The following is a 17,101-nucleotide window of genomic DNA, read 5'->3' on the forward strand; positions in this document are numbered from 1 at the left end:
TATCTTCTCGCATAATGGCATACATTGATTTAATAAATGAGGCTCCCGTGGCTCCTAAATGGAGATACAAACTCGATGAGTTAGATGTTTAATTTTTAATTACCGTATTTATGAAACGTACTACTAGGTCGCCTTAATCATCTGACCACTATGGTAAGCCACAGATGATGGTAACGACCTCTCGAGGCTTACGCCGTACGGTTCATATAGCACTTAAATGCCTGAGAAGCTTTTCTGTTTATCAGATACTTACTGACCTTAAACGCTTTGCTTGGCTAACGTATGCAGGCCTTGCTCATTTAAGGTATAGGCTCGTAAAAGCAGTACGGCCATTGGTACAGTGCCTCTTGCCAAAGCCAAAATGCAAACGCTGTATAGGCTGCATCATAGGCAGTTGCAGCAGCTTAGCTAGTAATAGCTCTTAGCGATTGGCTATTAGCTATTAATGCTTGCATATACAGCAGCATTAGATGCATCAGGTCAGCATCAGAGTGAATTGCAGTGTAGTGTTTGCGTGGCACAAGGTACGGCATTTTCCTTATACCTTCGGTACGTAGGTTGAGTATGGCTAAACTGCAGGGCTGCAGGGCTTGATGCTGAAATGCCACTATACTCATTGTGTGCCGGTGAATACTTTGGAGCACTAAAGCTCTGAAGCTCTGAAGACTGTCAATCGTTTTGATGTTGGTGCCTGGCTTTCTTTGTGTGCGTGGTCGTTTCTTGCATACGGCATAGTGTGGATGCATTGATGTATTGATGCATGGAGCTGTGCTTGTATCTAAGAGCTGATGTTGTGACTTGACGTGGCGTAGCGTGGCGTGCTTTGGCGATGGGGTCTTTGCATTGAGGCAAAGTTTGACGATCCTCGCGAAAGCTTAGAAAAATTATATTATTTTGATGTGATTAGTAGAATAATCATATGTATGCGGGCATAATAGCTTTAAACTAGTGATATTGATGCATAAGACTTGCACAGATGCGCTAAGTTAAGTGTAGAATACGCAATCTTATGATGCAAAGTAGGGCTTTTACACCTGACTTAACTCATAGACATAATTAATTTGTGTACAGATCTTAGATGTAATTCATCTGTAACATATATACCTTTGCTGCTAGTGTTGGTAGCTTAGACTTTTAGCGAGCATGATTGCTTAAGGACATAAGATGTTTCCTCTAGATAGACTTGAAGACATCAAAAATCATCCCAATGACTTCAAACTTCTCGAGCGAGTCCCGATCACACGCGAAGACGTCGTTGAGCTGCTACCAATTCAACTAACTCCAAGAGCTCCTGAAGAGAGAGTATGTGCTGTAGTCTTCTTAGATACTGAGACTACAGGTATGTCTGCTGTCTCTGACAAGGTTATTGAGCTTGGTCTAGTGCGTTGTACTTTCTCTTTAGATCGTAAGATTCTGTTATCTATCGATCGTATCTACGATGCTTATGAAGATCCAAAGCGTCCTATTCCTGAGGAGATCACCAAGCTTACTGGTATTACTGATGAAATGGTTAAAGGCCAGGTCTTTGATGATGAGCTCGTGTTAAACCTCGTAGCTGGCAATCCTTTAATCGTTGCGCATAATGCTAAGTTTGACCGTCCATTCTTTGATCGTCGCTTTGGTCCAGCCTCAAGATCAGCTTGGGCATGTTCAGCAAAAGAGATTAATTGGTCAAATCACGGCTTTGGCGGCTATAAGCTTGAGTTCTTAGTACAGAGCATGGGCTACTTCTACGAAGCTCACCGTGCCTGCAATGATTGCTTAGCTCTGTGCTATTTAATGCACTTAATGCCAAAGGCTTTTGAAGAGCTCATCAATAGCTCCTTAACCCAGACTTTCCGTATCGATGCAGTTAAGGCTCCATTTGATGTAAAAGATCAGCTCAAGCAAAATGGCTACCGCTTCGATGGTACAGAAAAGGTTTGGTACATCAATGTAGTCGGTACTGAGGAAGCAAAAAATCAGGTTAACTTCCTGCAGTCAGTTTACTCCGATGCCACCCGTAACGTGCGCATCACTTCCATGACTGCAAAAGACCGCTACCGCAGCTAATTAGCAAGCCGTATTCGATGCAAAAAGCCCGTCCCCGTGATGGGCTTTTTGCTAAAAGGCCCATAGCATCCACAAGCACCACAGCCATCATTGTGCTTAACAATACCTTGCCGCCGCTACCTGTGCTACATCAGACAAGGTCATAGACCACAATATCTCACGGCATTGAGGCTAGCCACCTTCATGGCCTACAAGCATGTATAAAATGCCGTAGCTGGCACTGATTAGAGTAAGCAGTGATAGAAAAGCACAGGGTCTTTTATTGCCTTTAAGAAGTGCTCAGCCGCCTTATTATCAGCCTCACATGCAATCCATAAGAAAGGCATTGTAGTGGCAATGGACTCAGCTCTGACCATGGCAACTAAAGAGCTAGTACAACCTAAAATACGTTTAAAATACGCGTAGCATCTGCATTGGCGAGGAGCTGTTTAAGCTGCTCTATGCATTTGGTTTTGCGTTTGGCTATGGGGATGGGTATGGCTATTACAATTGTTAGATATGCAGCAAATGGTACTTGCCGGTATCTTGCAGCTAGAATCAACCTTTACAGGCTAGCTACTAAAGGTAAGTGATTTCGTGCTTGTCCTTGCTCTGGTGTTAGCGCTTAATGCAAGGCAGAGTAGGCGCAAAAGAGATCAGAAAGTTATAATGCCCTGAGATCAATTAACCGCATGAAGTATGACCCATGAGCAGATCGCGTGCACTCTAGCTAGAGAACTTGTAAGCTAGCTTGGCAGTTGCTGCTTACATAGCTACTTGTATAGCCTTGCAGTGCAGACTAGCTGAAGCGTCCTTGAGTGCCATCACGTGGCTCGTAGGCAGGTTCTCTTAGCAGCCACGGGATAGAGGATGGGTTAGTGCCTCTTTTAGTACATGGGTACATTTCAGAATGGGCAATTAGTTGCGGCCTGTGTGCAGGTGCTGGCCTTTGCTGCTTTGATCTGGGCTACTTCGTCTTGCGTGGCAGGGCTTAGCTTAACTTGGCTTGGTGAGGGTGGCCCTACGCAAGTTAGGTGAGTAGGGCATGCGGCGGTATTTTTAGATAACCGCTGTGGGGTGGGCCTTTTGGGCTTAATTATTTGTGGTGGTGGTCGTGGAGTGCTGCAGCTTTGGTGGTAGAGCATGGCTGCGGTTCGGTATGAGTAGCGGCGATAAGCTCGTCATCTGTAAGTGGTGGAGTTTGACGACCCTTACGCTTGTACTTATCTACAGCACTCATATAGCTGCCAATGTAGTCAAAGAACTCTTTGTCATGGTCAGCACTAATCTGTGGCTCACCACTTCTGACGCGCTCAACACCTTCGCTAGCAGCCTCTAAGGCGTACTTGAAAGACTGAATTACGTAGATGAAGGTACGGAACATGCGCAAGAGACGACGAGTCTTAACTACTTTTAAGAGCTTCTCTTGATTATTTAAAAACTTAGCTTCGATCTGATCATCGTCGCGGAAAACACGGCGACCATCGTTGCTAAAGCCGTAGTGGCCTGAGTTCTTATCTAAGGCCTGACGAATCTCATTGGTAAGATAGATATCTAAAGCATAGATAAAGCAGTTACTTACCTCAGGGCCTTCGTATGGTGCTAACTCGTACTCGGAGCCGTCTTCATTGTTTAGCACGCACTCGTTCCCATTTTGCATATGGTTAGGGTGCTTTTTGCTGCAGTTCTCTTGGGCAGCTTGAGCGGCTTTTTTACTCTCTTTGAGCTCATTACCATACTCAGGGATCTCAAGGCAGAGATTCTCTTCATGATAGCGGTTGCCGGTCACGTCAAAGTACATACCGTCAAGGGCATCTAAGATGTCTCGGCGCAGATCTTTAACGCAGCCACAGGTAGCTCTTAAGTCATTGCATAAAGCTAGGGTTGCTGAGTCATTACGGCCATCTAAGGAGAGGATGATCTTATGGATGAGATTGTTCATGTGCTTGCAGAGTCGACCTAAGGCATAGGTCTGCCAGCAAAAGCCGGTGAGAATATCATCTAAGAGATCTTTTGGTAGAGCAATTAAGAGTTTATGCTCACGTTCAATGTGCTTACGGCTAGTTAACAGTTGCTCTAAGCGCTCTTCTTCTTCAAGAGCCTCATAGAAGATATCAAAAGGTTTTAACAGCACATCGTTAAAGGAGATTTCGTTGGCTAGTTTATTGGAGTACTTCTCAACACCTTGGCTAGCAAGGAAGAGAGCATCCATAACGAGGCCATCAAAATAACGACGGGATCGGCGCACAGCTACGCGGTAATCGTAGCGTATCTGTCCAAGCTCCTCGAACAGATATCTAAAGTAATCTCTGCTTCCCTTAAACGACATGTGTATACCCTTTGAGTACTAAGTTGTGGGCATGGAATATTGCACTGAAAGTGGCTACCCATTGTCTGTAAGCTCAAGTGGATAAAAGCAAATAGCAAAAGCTAGAAGAACCGCAAAGCCATACTGCCAAGCGTCTAATATCCAGTCTCACTTACACTGTGATGAACTAGAGTCTGTCTATACCCTGGGCAAGGGTATTAACCGGATCTTAATATCTTGTTCTTTGCGCATAACGCACCCACAAAACTAGCTGTCTATCACCATGTCGTACACACTGATGTAATGATCGAGTATTAAATAAGATCACAGGATCGTATTTACTGCCACAAAATACTGCGGCTACTCATCATACCTGTGAAAATCACAATTGACTAGATCTAAGTGTGCTCAATGACCATCAAGGAAGCAAAAAAGTATCTACACACCATGTAAATACTAAAAGGTTAGCGGTGTACTAAAGACAATACTTACTTATGTACCCCTTATGTCAGCAACATAAGGGTTACAGCGCCAATATTATTTGCCAAACTCATCATAGCTAGTCATAGCAATGGGCATCAAAGCCCAAGGCTAATCCTAGAGCACCTTTGCACTCAGCACTCAAGCGCAAGATAAACAGCTCTCAAGTGCTAAGCAGCACTATCAAACCAAGGCAACAACTAAGTGCCATTGAAGCCTAGTAGCTAGTAGCTAAATCTAGTCTTGCTATGAGTCAGTATGATTAAGCTCAGCTAAACATTTGTTCCATTAGATGAGAGAAACAATGACTTAATGCAAAAGCCTATGAAAGTCTTCCATGTACTCAGACATTGTGAACAAGCCTAAAACATTCTACATCTGCATTAGCAGCATCATTTGCATGCATAAACATGAGCATGAGCAATACGCACCGCAGTGCAAGCACGAAACCAGGCCATGGCAATTAACAATTGCCCATAGCGTTTCAGCTCAAACTCACGGCCATCGGCCCAATGCCTCTTTAACATCAGCACTCTACAGAGCAGTAGCCTCATATGCATGGCAGCAACAGTGTTGCTAAGCAGATCCACCCTTGCTAAACAAATACTAGCATGTAGGTTTGTAGATCTCTTTTGAGTCAGGAGCTACATGACAGAGATCAAATAGTATCCTGCACCCTTTTTAAATAACGGATTCCTAGATATGAAATTGATAGAAACCAGCTCGAAATTTGAAAATAATTAACTCGCAAACCCCAGCTCTGTTCGCAAATGCCATAAACATCAACTTTATTCGAGCATAAGCACCGTTCACTACAGCTAGAAACGTAGACAAATTGCACTACAGTTTCAGGCATTTAGCTTTACAACACCGAGGTTACGTTAGATAACATACCCATCATTGCTCAATTATTGCCACACAATACTTGCCATATTTTCGCCGCAAACCATCAAAACCAGCCACCAGCACTTTTACGCTCATAGCTAACAGTATACTTTGCACCATTGATCTCTAATTAGGCGCTAAACAGCACCAGCACCTGCACCATAAAGCGCCTCCAGCAACAGATATAGAGCTACATTCAAGACTGCCTCGCGGCTCATTCAAAATAGCGGACACTCCCGTAGAACAAGATGGATCAGAAAAATGAAGTGGCATACTGGCTCTGCTCACTCAAGCAAACAAGCAACCAAGCAGGAACTCCAATTACGATCTAAAACGCCAGGCTCTAACCACTAAGAATCAAGGAGCTGCATGTCCGAGATCTTTCCTAGCCATAGCCTCAGCCCCTGCAACGGCTATAGCTGTATTATGCAAGCAGAGATACGTGCATAAGCTTAACTTAGGCAATGCATGATGCTTAGCAAGATCGTTGCGCATTGAGCGTGCATACAGGGCTTGATGGCATGAGAGCATCATTTTGCTGAGTTTATGATGCAGGGTCAAATAATCTTTGAATTTGATTGAAGGCAGGTGCGAGCAGGATGCGCAGAGGATTTGAGCAAAATAAGGTGGGCAGTCGCGAGAGTAGGTACTTGCAAATGGGACTATGCGCACACGCATAGCTACAGATTCTCTGCTATGATTCAGCGAGGTATTTGAGATCAGTTTGGCTTGGGGTATTTGATTCAAGTAGTGGTACTGCTTGCAATACTTTAGCTACTGATGCTCGATTGATAGACCTCATCGTTATTTAGCTTTTTGCTTTGCTGTTTCTCAAAGGAGTGGGCCTCATGGAAAACAATAAGCAGTATTTCTACATCCTGCATACACAAGATTTGAAAAACGTAGTTAAGATCATTGCAACTGATCATCAGCTTAAGCCGGGTGACAAAGAGCTCGACGCCTTTCCTATGTTTGGCGAATACAGCATTGTGGGTGCACTTGAGGTAGCAGACGTTACTGGTGTTTGCAACTACTTTAAGAACCCAAACCACATGGGTATGAAGTTTGAGTACCACAAGCAAAACAAGAATGATGTGCTTGATGAGAAGCAGGGCTTTCTCATTAAGATGACCAATCAGCAAGCGATTGAGTACCTTAAAGAGGCTGCTAAGTTCTATAGCAAGGGCCGCCTCTTTGATGGTGGTGATTGGCGTACTCTACCTATGTGCTATCGAGTACCTTTCAAGTTTTCCATGATTGGACTTAAAGCAGGTGATGAGGTAGTGTTTGACGCAACCAAGCTGACCGTAAAGATCGCCAATGACGATGAGGTTGAATACCAAGGTATTAAGTACAGCACCTCTAATTTTGTACGGACATTCATGCCTGAAGACATGAAGATCTCATCAAATGCCTATCAAGGTCCAATGTACTTTACCTACAAAGACAAGAACCTCGACTATTGGCGTAGAGAGGCCTCAAGAAAAGCTAAGCTTGCCTTAAACTTAGCTTTAGATGCTGATGAAGCCGACACCGAATCCGATACCGACGTCATTGCCACAATAGACTCTTAAGACTAACGAGCCATAGTCCATCGTTTTCGCCTCAATATCCATTAGCATACACACTACTGCAGCAAGATCAGAGCTAACCATGTCGTTGCTGCTGCAGTAGTAGTGTCGTCATCCTCAGCACTTTCCAAAACCAAGCTTAAGTAGCCACACACTGTGCTGCCAACCCGAGCATCTCTCAAGCTTACAGGCTTACTTACAATCCATAGATTATGGCATGATCTCTCTTCTGAATGCCAGTGAACACGCGTTCTCAAGATTCACGCTGTTTTAGGTTCACACTTCCAAGTTTTCTGATCACAACTATCCACAAAATTGCAACGCATAAGTATCGCAACAGCGGCTTTTACACCACTCTGTTCATAAAGCTCTTAATGCCAATCTGTATAGCAGAGCCAGCATGCTCTGCTACTCGCATAGCAACGAGATCAGCGATCAAACCTCTGCAGCATTAGACAAAGCGTGTCCTCTTATTGTTGTTCCTTAGTGAACGGTCATGATTTCATGTTATTAAGAGCCTCTAAAGTGTGAATAGGCTTTCATTCCTTGACTTGAAGTGGGGCGCTGCTGAGAACCGTACTGTGGTTATGCTCAGTTTAGCGACTACATTCATTAAAGAGAGGGTGAGAAAGAAGTACTACATTTACCTCAGAGTTAGCAGTCCGAGGCAGCAGATACGCATTGGAGTAAAGTTCGGAATCGCAATGTATCCATCTTCGATGATAAGCAAATTGTAGCGAGCATTAAATAAGCTTCGGAAAAGATACTTCACAGAGTTACTTGTGGCGCGGTGGCTAAGAGAGGGGATAGGCCATAACCATCTGCTTTTGTATGGTTAATAAGATGTACGAGCCGCTATACAGCGACAAAGTTGCTTTGAAAGACATGGCAACACTTGAAGAGCAATACCATGGAACGGCATGTCTTGAGTATGCATCGGTAGGCAGTGTGTGGCTTTTGAAAATATGGCTGGCTGGCCTGAATTTTTGTGGCTGATTCGTGCCGTCGCGAGAGAATACTCTGCGCTTTGAGGTGAGAATTTTGCTTGCGTTTGAGTTTTGTGCTTTATTGGTGCACATGACGGTTATTTTGGCTTTTGATGGTTGGAAATTGCACTAGATAGGTGCTTGTAACTTGATAAGTTGGTGGTGTAGTCAATAATGCATATCAGCCATTTTTTAATGATTCTGGGTGATTTTGGTCCTTTTTTGGGTGCTTTTGGTTAAATTTATCGTGTTTTTTCGCAAAATTGGCGGATCTATGGGCTTTATCTACATAAATGTGTAAAAATTTTGGGGTACTTTGTGACTCTAATATTTGCTCAAATACGTTAATGCTGTAATATATGACCGTTTTTCATGGATTTGTGAACGATCAAGATCATTGATTATGGTGATCTTAATCTTGCGCAAAGGAAAAACTTCTTTGGCAAGTGTCTAAGTTTTACGCTAGCTTGTTTTCACCTTGAGTCATTAAAGGGCAGTACTTATGCCTTGTAGTGCTTAAGCGTTTAATGGAAAGCAGGTGGACACTTTTGTTGGGCTGTATGTCCGACCCAAAGCCCACGAGCAACAGAGCCCATCTAATAGCTCTGTATAGCATTGTGCAAAACAATTAGCCCCTTAAGCATCTGTTGCTATAGTACTTGAGAGACCAAAGTGCTCTGCATTTTGCCAAAAGCTCTAGTGTGCTATTAATTTCAGGCAGCATCACAAGTGAAGGTACTCTCTACCTTAGGATGCAGCCATGAGTAATCTTAACTAAGTGGCGTGTGTGGCCGCTAAGCTTAGACCACTCATTGTGTGTACTACTTAGGTAGTTCCTAAAATTTCAGGGTCAATAATTTAGTCGGCATAATAGTATTTGCATCAAGTGTCTTAAAGCCTTTCATATGCAAGTATTCGTGTGCTGTGGCTTTGGTTAACTGAGCTGCATGAGAGTAGGTAAATGCCCACTATCGTGTTGCACAGTTAACCCGAGTCGACCCTTAGGCAATTGTTTGCATCAGCTTAGCTTGTTCGATTTGTTTGCTAAGAAGGTAGATTAAATGTTTACATACACATTCGGCATGGAAGAGACCCTAGCCATCGCAGTAGTGCTCCTGCTGCTCGGTCGCTACATCAAGGAAGTATTCACCATCTTGAAGAAGTTCTTCATTCCTGCCCCAGTTATCGGCGGTATCATCTTCTCCGTCGTTACTCTCATTGGTCACGTAACACAAACTTTCGAATTTACCTTCGACAGTAGTCTTAAGAACCTGTTAATGCTGGCATTCTTCACCACCATTGGTTTCGCTGCATCCTTAAAGATGCTGCTTAACGGTGGTTATGCAGTGTTCATGTTCTTAATCTGCTCCATCATCTTAGTGTTCGTTCAGAATTTCGTTGGTGTTGGTATCGCAGCATTATTCGACCAGAACCTCTTCATGGGCTTAGCCGCAGGTTCCATCTCCTTAACTGGTGGTCACGGTACTTCTGCTGCATTCGGTCCGCTGCTCGTTGAGCACGGTTTCGAGGCTGGCCTTTCCGTATCCATCGCCTCTGCTACTTTCGGTTTAGTAGCTGGCTGTATGATTGGTGGTCCAGTTGGTAAGCGCTTACTTGCTAAGTATCACTTACGTGCATCTGACGATCAGATCAACCACGTAGTTGAAAACCCAGATATGGTTGAAGGTAAGCTCACCAAAGAAGAAAAGAACATCGACGAGTACTTACTCTTTAGTGCTACTTGCTACATCATCATCGCTATGGGTATCGGCCACTTCATCATCTTAGGCCTCTCAGCTTTAAACATCACCATCCCTTCCTACTTAGGCCCAATGATGGTTGCAGCTGTTATCCGTAACTACTTAGACTTCAGCGGCCGCAAGATTCCACTGCACTCAATTAACGTAATCGGTGGTATCGCACTGCAGCTCTTCTTAGCTATCGCTCTGATGACTATGAACCTGTGGGAACTCTCCGCTCTGGCTCTGCCTCTCATCACCATTCTGCTTGTTCAGACCGTTATCATGGCTGCCTTTGCATACTATGTCACCTTCCGTATCATGGGCAAGGACTACGATGCAGCTGTTATTGCCACCGGTCAGTGCGGTTTCGGTATGGGTGCTACACCAAATGCTATGGCTAACATGGAGACCTTCACCGGTGCTAATGGCCAGTCACCAAAGGCCTTCTTCGTAGTGCCTTTAGTTGGTGCTCTGTTCATCGACTTCTCCAACTCAGCCATTCTGTCATTCTTCCTCGCATTCTTACCAAGCAGCCTCTAATCAAGACTGCACCTTAGGCGTACCATGCGATACGCCAGCAAACAAGGGAGCCGCAAGGCTCCTTTGTTGTTTATACACCCCGAAAAAATCCGCTCATCCCCACTAAATCGCGCCACAACTACCAGCCAGGGCTCAAGGGTATCCAAACGTTCTCAAAATCCAAGCCTAGCTAAGAAACACCACGATAAGCGCAATTCCCACTACACAGCGCATAAGATGCAGTCGTATGGTTAGACTACTTAAGCCCCGCCTAAGCAGACTCACAGGGTAGGATTGGGGAGTTTACAATCAGTTGAAGCGCGGTGCTGAGCAATCAAGCTAAGACCGTTCATTACTCCATGCAGTCTAGGCACAATACCGATATGAGTTAAGGGTGTTCATTTAAATAGTTTGCTGCAATGGATACCATACGCAGGTATTGGCGCATTGAAGGCTACATAAACCACATGTAGCACAAAGTCGAGCATTAGGCATCGAGCATGAGCCATAGTGAAGAGCGTCATCAAGGATTTATCTACAAGAGCGTTAAGAGGCTATGCAGGCCATTTGCATGAGGCTAGGCAATTATGCAAGCTGCTAGCATAAGGCTTATAGCAGAGTAATATGATTAGTTCTAACTGGTTATCACGAAATAAAGCTATATCGGCAGTTGCTATTGAACCTTTTACCAGTTAAGAGCCATGAAGTAGCTCGTCCGCACCTAAGAAAGAGAGGTCTCAGGACGATAGTGTGAAGAGGTAGGACTGCCTATTAAATTTATGGCGACTCGTTGCGTTAGACGTGGCAAAAAGCTCTCATGTGTCCATCACGTCTATATCAGGTGATTAAGGTTTTGCTGCAGCGCTTATGTAAGCTTGATAGTGAGTCTACTCATGATGTGTTGGTAAGATCGAGGAAGAACAGGCTAAAACGCAAGAAAACGCATATTGCACTGACCAACTGCATTGTTAGGACACTTCGATAGTCAATCTGAGCTTGTTGGCACTTGGTTTTGGGTGAAGAAATAAAGGGTCAAATCCTTGATAATAGGCCTAAAAGCTCGGTTTTATAGGGCTTTAAATGCACTCGTGGATGCATGGTGAAACATAAGGTTTTAATGCAATCAAACGGCTTGCGAGGAGGGCATAAAAATGTCTTTAAATGGTGCAAATTATTGATAAAATTAAGCTTTTTGATAGCAGCTTTGTGGCTATAGTTTATGACGTATTTTTAGACGAGTAGCGGTATATCAACGCACGAGGCTAGTTTGCATTTAGGTTTGTTTTGTATCTACGCCCTAAGGTGAATGAATCAATATAGTGCATTTAGTTTCCGATGTAGATCATAGACTTCAAAGGCATTACTTGCGATTTATTGACATGGGTGTTAGCTTTAATGTGCACCTTTGCAAAACCGACTGTCACCAAGGTGGTTCTAGCTTGCCTTATGTCAGCTTATAAGGCCACTAAATTTGGCCCGTGATTATCAGTCTAACGACTTCACGACATCAAGTAAGCCTGTTCTATCGGAATTAGACAAGTCATTAAGCGTTTTAGGATTTGTGGCTGTATTTGTATCTTTTCTGTGCTGTCTGCAAGTACTAAAGCAATAGCGTGCCTTGTCTTTAGCTATTAAGAACATAGTTACTCTCTCAAGCGATGCTTGGGATTTTGCATGTTCTTACAGCTTGGTTTCTCGAGGCAGGTGTAAGTTATCTACATCATATTAATCAAGATGCATTTTGTGTTACCTAAGCTTCCAAGTTTATTACCTAAATGCTCTTAACTCTTTTGTTTGGTTGCACTGTATTTTTTCTTTATGTGACTAGTAGTGTTAGATGGCACTTTAGCGCACATAGCGGCTAGATTGTTTGTATTTGCGGCATTGCATCAAGTGCGAATCGTCTTAGCAAACGCTATTTCGAGGCTGATATATGTTTAACTGGTTCTACGACTTAAATACAAAGGTCAAACTGACTTTGGTGTCAGGCTTATTGATCATCATCATTATCTCCGGTGCGTGCATGTCTTTTATAAGCACCATGCAAAGTATTAATGCATCGGAACATATTGAGACTATTGTTAATCGCTCCTTCGGTCGTATTACTACCTTGCAAAAGGCCATGGAAAAGTACGATCGTATTACCATCAGTTATTTATCGGCTGAAAAGGTTACTCCTGCAGACACTAGCAAGTATTTAGACGAGGCAGGCGCTGCCATTCGTAAGGTTGTGGAAGCAGCCAATATTATGAACCCAAAGAAAGTGGGTGATTTAGACTCAAGCCCTGAATACGAACGTATCATCGCTGACTATAAGAAAGAGGGCGTTAAGCTTGCTGATTATCATAAGGAGATTAGAACCCTTGTCGAGAGCAGCACTCGTAACGTAGCTTTAATTAAGTATCTACGTGTCTATCGTCCTGAGGTGATGAATGCGCTGCAGTACACTGCTGATGCAGCTAGGCTTCAGACCAGGCTCGTAGTATCTTTAGCAAGACAAGGTTCTGATCCAACCTTAGCTTACATTAGCTTAATTGTGCCTCTCATTGGCGCTTTTATCGGCGGTATCTTCGCTTACATGACCAACTTTTTCTTAGGCCGTACTATCTTCCACTTAGATAATTACATTTCTAAGATGAGCCATGGTGACTTCACCTTTAAGGTAGACAAATACTTCAAGGACGACTTTGGCAAGATCTTGCAGTACATTGAGTCCATGCGTGCAGATCTACGTACTGCGTTAAATGAAGTTAAGAAAAAGTCTGAAGATACCCAAGAGGCTATGCGTCAGGTGATCGAGACTACAGGCATAATCACCGATAAGATCGCTGACTGTGAAGGTAAATCCATCACCGTGTCAGCTGCATCTGAGCAGATGCTCTCTACCACGCAGGATATCGCTCATAACTGTGAAGATGCATCTAACCTCTCTCATAGCACCAAGGCCATTATTGATGAGGGTGTAGAACGTATTAATGCCACCATCAGCTCTATTCGTAAGCAAAGTGAAGAGATTAGAGCTAACTCTGAGGCTGTTGATAAGGTAGCTAAGCGCTCTATGGACATTAACTCCATCGTTAATACCATTGAAGAGATTGCCGCTCAGACTAACTTATTAGCTCTAAATGCCGCCATTGAGGCTGCTCGTGCCGGTGAGGCAGGTCGTGGCTTTGCCGTGGTAGCTGATGAAGTTCGTGCCCTTGCATCCCGCACCTCTGCATCTACTAAAGAGATTGCAGACATGGTTCAGGGTATTCAGATGGATGCAGCTACTGCTGTACGCTCCATTAATCAGTCAGTTACCAATATGGAAGCTACCTCTGAAGAGACTGCTGAGGTTGAGTCCACCATGCGTAACATGCTTGAGCACGTTAACAATGTGAACATGCAGATTACTCAGATTGCTTCAGCTGCAGAAGAGCAGAGTGCTGCAACTAACGAGATCTCTACTCACATCCATGGCATCTCAGGACTTACCCGAGAGGTTAATCAGAACGCCCAGGATGCTAAGGTCATTATTGACGATACCGTTAAGTCAATGAAGAACCTGCGTGAGAGCCTCTCATTCTTCAAGACCCTTTAACATACAAGCCTCATGGAGCCTCAAGAAAACAGGCTCCTACCAAAAGGGACTCATTGAGTCCCTTTTTTGATCCCCAATACCCAACGAATAATCACAGCAAAGAAAAGCAGCCCGCCTCAAATCACGCTGCACCATAAGAGGACGCACCAACCTCCTAAGAAACATTACCCCGTGAAACAGTGCAAGAGCCACTAAGATCTACCAACAACCATAACCACAACCACAAACTAACTAAAATGAGTATTAAACTGCCGTTAAAGCTCAATATTTGTGCGAGGTAGATCATGGCTTCGCAGTTATGTCATATGACTTAACTCAATTTAAGCATCCGGTGGTATAATCCGCTCATCTAAATGATTCAGGCTTACTCGGTAGTCTTGTCATATAGATGTATGCACTTGCTAATCAAGCAAACTCCTCATGCAGTTTTCACAGCTGCACTAAAAAGTCTTCAGCACAACGCATTTCAAAAAGCAGTACCTTCACTGCTATCTCTTTAATCAAATGTGAACTGTAATCCCGCCTCAAGCAGCATAGCTAATATTGTCTGCTCTAAGCAGCATTTTGCGTGATAGCCATGCCTTGACCCATTACATACGCACAGCAGACTAAAGAGACGTTGTTTTAAGACACATAAAGCATAAGCACGTTGCTAGCAGCCAAAAGACAGGCTCATACTCACGCAACGCGCAATCCCATCTAAGGCAAGCATGCTAATACCAGTCGCATCAAACCAAGACGGCTCGCTTATACCGCAAACAAGTCACGCGTAAGCCAAAAGCTACTGCAGCCAATGCAGAGCTCATCTGATAACTCAATTTAGATAATTAGCTTTCACAATGAAGCAAACCAACAACGCCATTAAGTTCTTAATGGCTCAATACCGCGCTATCTTCAAGAACGCCAACATCGCAATGGTCGCAGCTATCGCTGCTGCCGCCTTAGCTGCTGGTCAGGCCCAGGCTGCTGGTCCGATAGAAAAATTTGATAACACAGCTCTGACTGCTGACACTACACCTGAAAAGGCTGTTGTAGCCGGTGATGGTGCAACTGATGGCCAGTATAAGAAACTTGAGCTTACTGGTGGAGCAAACAGAGCAGAAAGTGCTAAAGCTCTAGAGATTAAGATTACTGCTGGCGATGCACATACCATTAAAGGTGTCGCTGCTGGTGCTGACGCTACAGCTCAACCAGCTAAGCCTAATGTAAATCTTGGTAATACTGCTTTAGTTATTGAAGCATCAGCAGCTAAACTTACAGTTGGTGAGGCAGGTACAGCTGGTAGTCCTACTGCAACACCTGCTGCTAAAACTAATGTAACATTAAAAAATCTGACTGTTACTGAAGGCGCATTAGATCTTGTTGCTGATGCTAAAAATGCTGATCTAGCTACTACTGTTACAGCAGCAAATGTGACTTTTGGTGCTGGTGAAGCCGCTAAGACTTCAACTATAAATCTTGCTAAGCACTCATCCATATCAGCAACAGCATTAACTGTTAAAGAAGGTGCTACAGTAAATGTTTCTGGTGGCGCAGCATTAACTGCTGGCTCTATAACTGTTGAGAGTGGCTCTATTGCTTTAGGTACGGCTAGTAATGCTGATGATGTAAGCACCTTATCAAGTACAGGTAAGCTCAATATTAAAGGCGGTACAATCTCTGTAGATAATGGTAGTGCAGCAGGTATCACTGCGGCTTCTATCGATTTCGCAGGTGAACTAACTAACAGCGGTACTCTTACCATGAATGGCGCTGTTGCAGCTAAAGATGGTTCAGCAGTAGTCAATGACGGCACTATAACTATTGCCGATGGTTTTACTGCAGAAAGCGGCAGCACTGTAACCAACAATAACGATGCTGCTAAGGTAATTACTTTTAAAGGTCAGACTACCTTTAAAGCTGGCTCCAAAATTACAAACAGTGGTGCAATGGTTATCGCAGGTACTGCTAATTTCGAGCTAGACGATAAAGATCTCTCAAACGCACTTGAAGTAGGTGGTGATAATGCAGCTCTGAAGGTCGTTAGCGGCGGTACTGCAAACATGTCAGCAGCTGTTTTTAAGGGGTTCTTAGCAGGTAAAGTTCAGTCCAAAGCGAGCACTTCTGGAACCATCGTAATTAAGGCAGCTACTGATCCTATTAATTTGCAGACAGATGCTGGTATTTTGACTGAATCTGGTGATATGTCCGCTAAACTTGGCGGTGCTGGTGATCTTAAGGTTAAAACTGAAAATGCTAAGTTTGTAGCAGCTGATGCAATATCTGGTGCCGCTGCAAATGCAGGCGTAACTTTATCGTTCAATAAACTAGATCTCGGTAAAAATGAAAGTGGTTTTACCGTGAAGAAGGTCAATCTTGAGATCGCTGAAGATATTACAGTCAAGAGCAACAAGGGACTCACTCTTCAGAATGATGCAAGTCTGACTCTTAACGGCACAGGTAAGGCTTTAGAGCTCGAAAGCATTACTTTAGGTGAGGCAGCATCTGCTGGTACTCTTAATGTAAATAAGGGTAATTGGGGCGTTAAGACCTTAACTGTTACTTCTGGTACAGCTAATGTCAACAACTCGGGTACTACCCTGACTATTTCAACTGGCTTAACTACCGATAGCGATGGTAAGTTAGTTATTAGTGGCGGTACAGTTGATGCCAAGGGTGTTACAACTTTAAGCCTGGGTGCAAACGGTGCCTCAATTACCAATGCAGGTAAGTTAATCCTGAGCTCTGACATGGTTGTTAAGGCCGCTGATTCTACCTTAATCACTGATAAGTACGACAAGAATGCTGTTCAGGGCACTACCGATGCACAGATTAGCTTACTCGACAAGAGTGGCAATGCCATCTCTATGACTCTTGAAAAGTTCAAGCAGTTCCGTGAAGACACTGGCTTTAAGGGCCTCTTTGACATCAAGCTGTCTAATACACCTGAGACCAAGCCACAGATGGGCTTAGGTGGTGCTGGTGGTGTAGTTGCAGGCGTAACCAACGGCTACGAG

General features: G+C 43.9%; 6 protein-coding genes. 5 read left to right on the top strand and 1 reads right to left on the bottom strand.

The genetic code is table 11. The features are described 5' to 3' along the window. Nucleotides 1–1,164: 1,164 nt before the first annotated feature. A complete protein-coding gene (locus H524_RS0110015) occupies nt 1,165–2,052 on the top strand; it encodes a 3'-5' exonuclease (RefSeq protein ID WP_027940119.1) in 888 nt (295 codons plus the stop codon). 1,075 nt (nt 2,053–3,127) lie between these two features. Here the strand turns inward: H524_RS0110015 and H524_RS0110030 are convergent. Further along, complete coding sequence (locus H524_RS0110030; protein ID WP_027940120.1) at nt 3,128–4,360, bottom strand: hypothetical protein; 1,233 nt, start codon at nt 4,358–4,360, stop codon at nt 3,128–3,130. A gap of 2,192 nt (nt 4,361–6,552) precedes the next feature. Here H524_RS0110030 and H524_RS16715 point away from each other — a divergent pair. The 4 genes from H524_RS16715 to H524_RS0110070 all read left to right on the top strand — a co-directional run. After that, nucleotides 6,553–7,278 (top strand): hypothetical protein, encoded by a 726-nt coding sequence (locus tag H524_RS16715; protein WP_027940122.1) that lies wholly within the window; start codon nt 6,553–6,555, stop codon nt 7,276–7,278. Between the two features lie 2,044 nt (nt 7,279–9,322). After that, nucleotides 9,323–10,543 (top strand): sodium/glutamate symporter, encoded by a 1,221-nt coding sequence (gltS, locus tag H524_RS0110060; RefSeq protein ID WP_027940123.1) that lies wholly within the window; start codon nt 9,323–9,325, stop codon nt 10,541–10,543. A 1,912-nt stretch (nt 10,544–12,455) separates the two neighbouring features. Continuing rightward, nucleotides 12,456–14,105: a methyl-accepting chemotaxis protein gene (locus H524_RS16720; protein WP_052339045.1), complete on the top strand. Its 1,650-nt coding sequence runs from the start codon at nt 12,456–12,458 to the stop codon at nt 14,103–14,105. Between the two features lie 839 nt (nt 14,106–14,944). Next, a partial coding sequence (locus H524_RS0110070) for a hypothetical protein (RefSeq protein WP_027940124.1) occupies nt 14,945–17,101 on the top strand: 2,157 nt, incomplete at its 3' end.

Source organism: Anaerobiospirillum succiniciproducens DSM 6400 (assembly GCF_000482845.1).
GTDB classification, from domain to species: Bacteria; Pseudomonadota; Gammaproteobacteria; order Enterobacterales; family Succinivibrionaceae; genus Anaerobiospirillum; species Anaerobiospirillum succiniciproducens.

Bases quoted from the DNA above. Each gene is read 5' to 3' on its own strand.
- H524_RS16715 (WP_027940122.1), top strand. From the start codon at position 6,553: ATGGAAAACAATAAGCAGTATTTCTACATCCTGCATACACAAGATTTG.
- H524_RS16720 (WP_052339045.1), top strand. From the start codon at position 12,456: ATGTTTAACTGGTTCTACGACTTAAATACAAAGGTCAAACTGACTTTG.
- H524_RS0110030 (WP_027940120.1), bottom strand. From the start codon at position 4,360: ATGTCGTTTAAGGGAAGCAGAGATTACTTTAGATATCTGTTCGAGGAG.
- H524_RS0110015 (WP_027940119.1), top strand. From the start codon at position 1,165: ATGTTTCCTCTAGATAGACTTGAAGACATCAAAAATCATCCCAATGAC.
- gltS (WP_027940123.1), top strand. From the start codon at position 9,323: ATGTTTACATACACATTCGGCATGGAAGAGACCCTAGCCATCGCAGTA.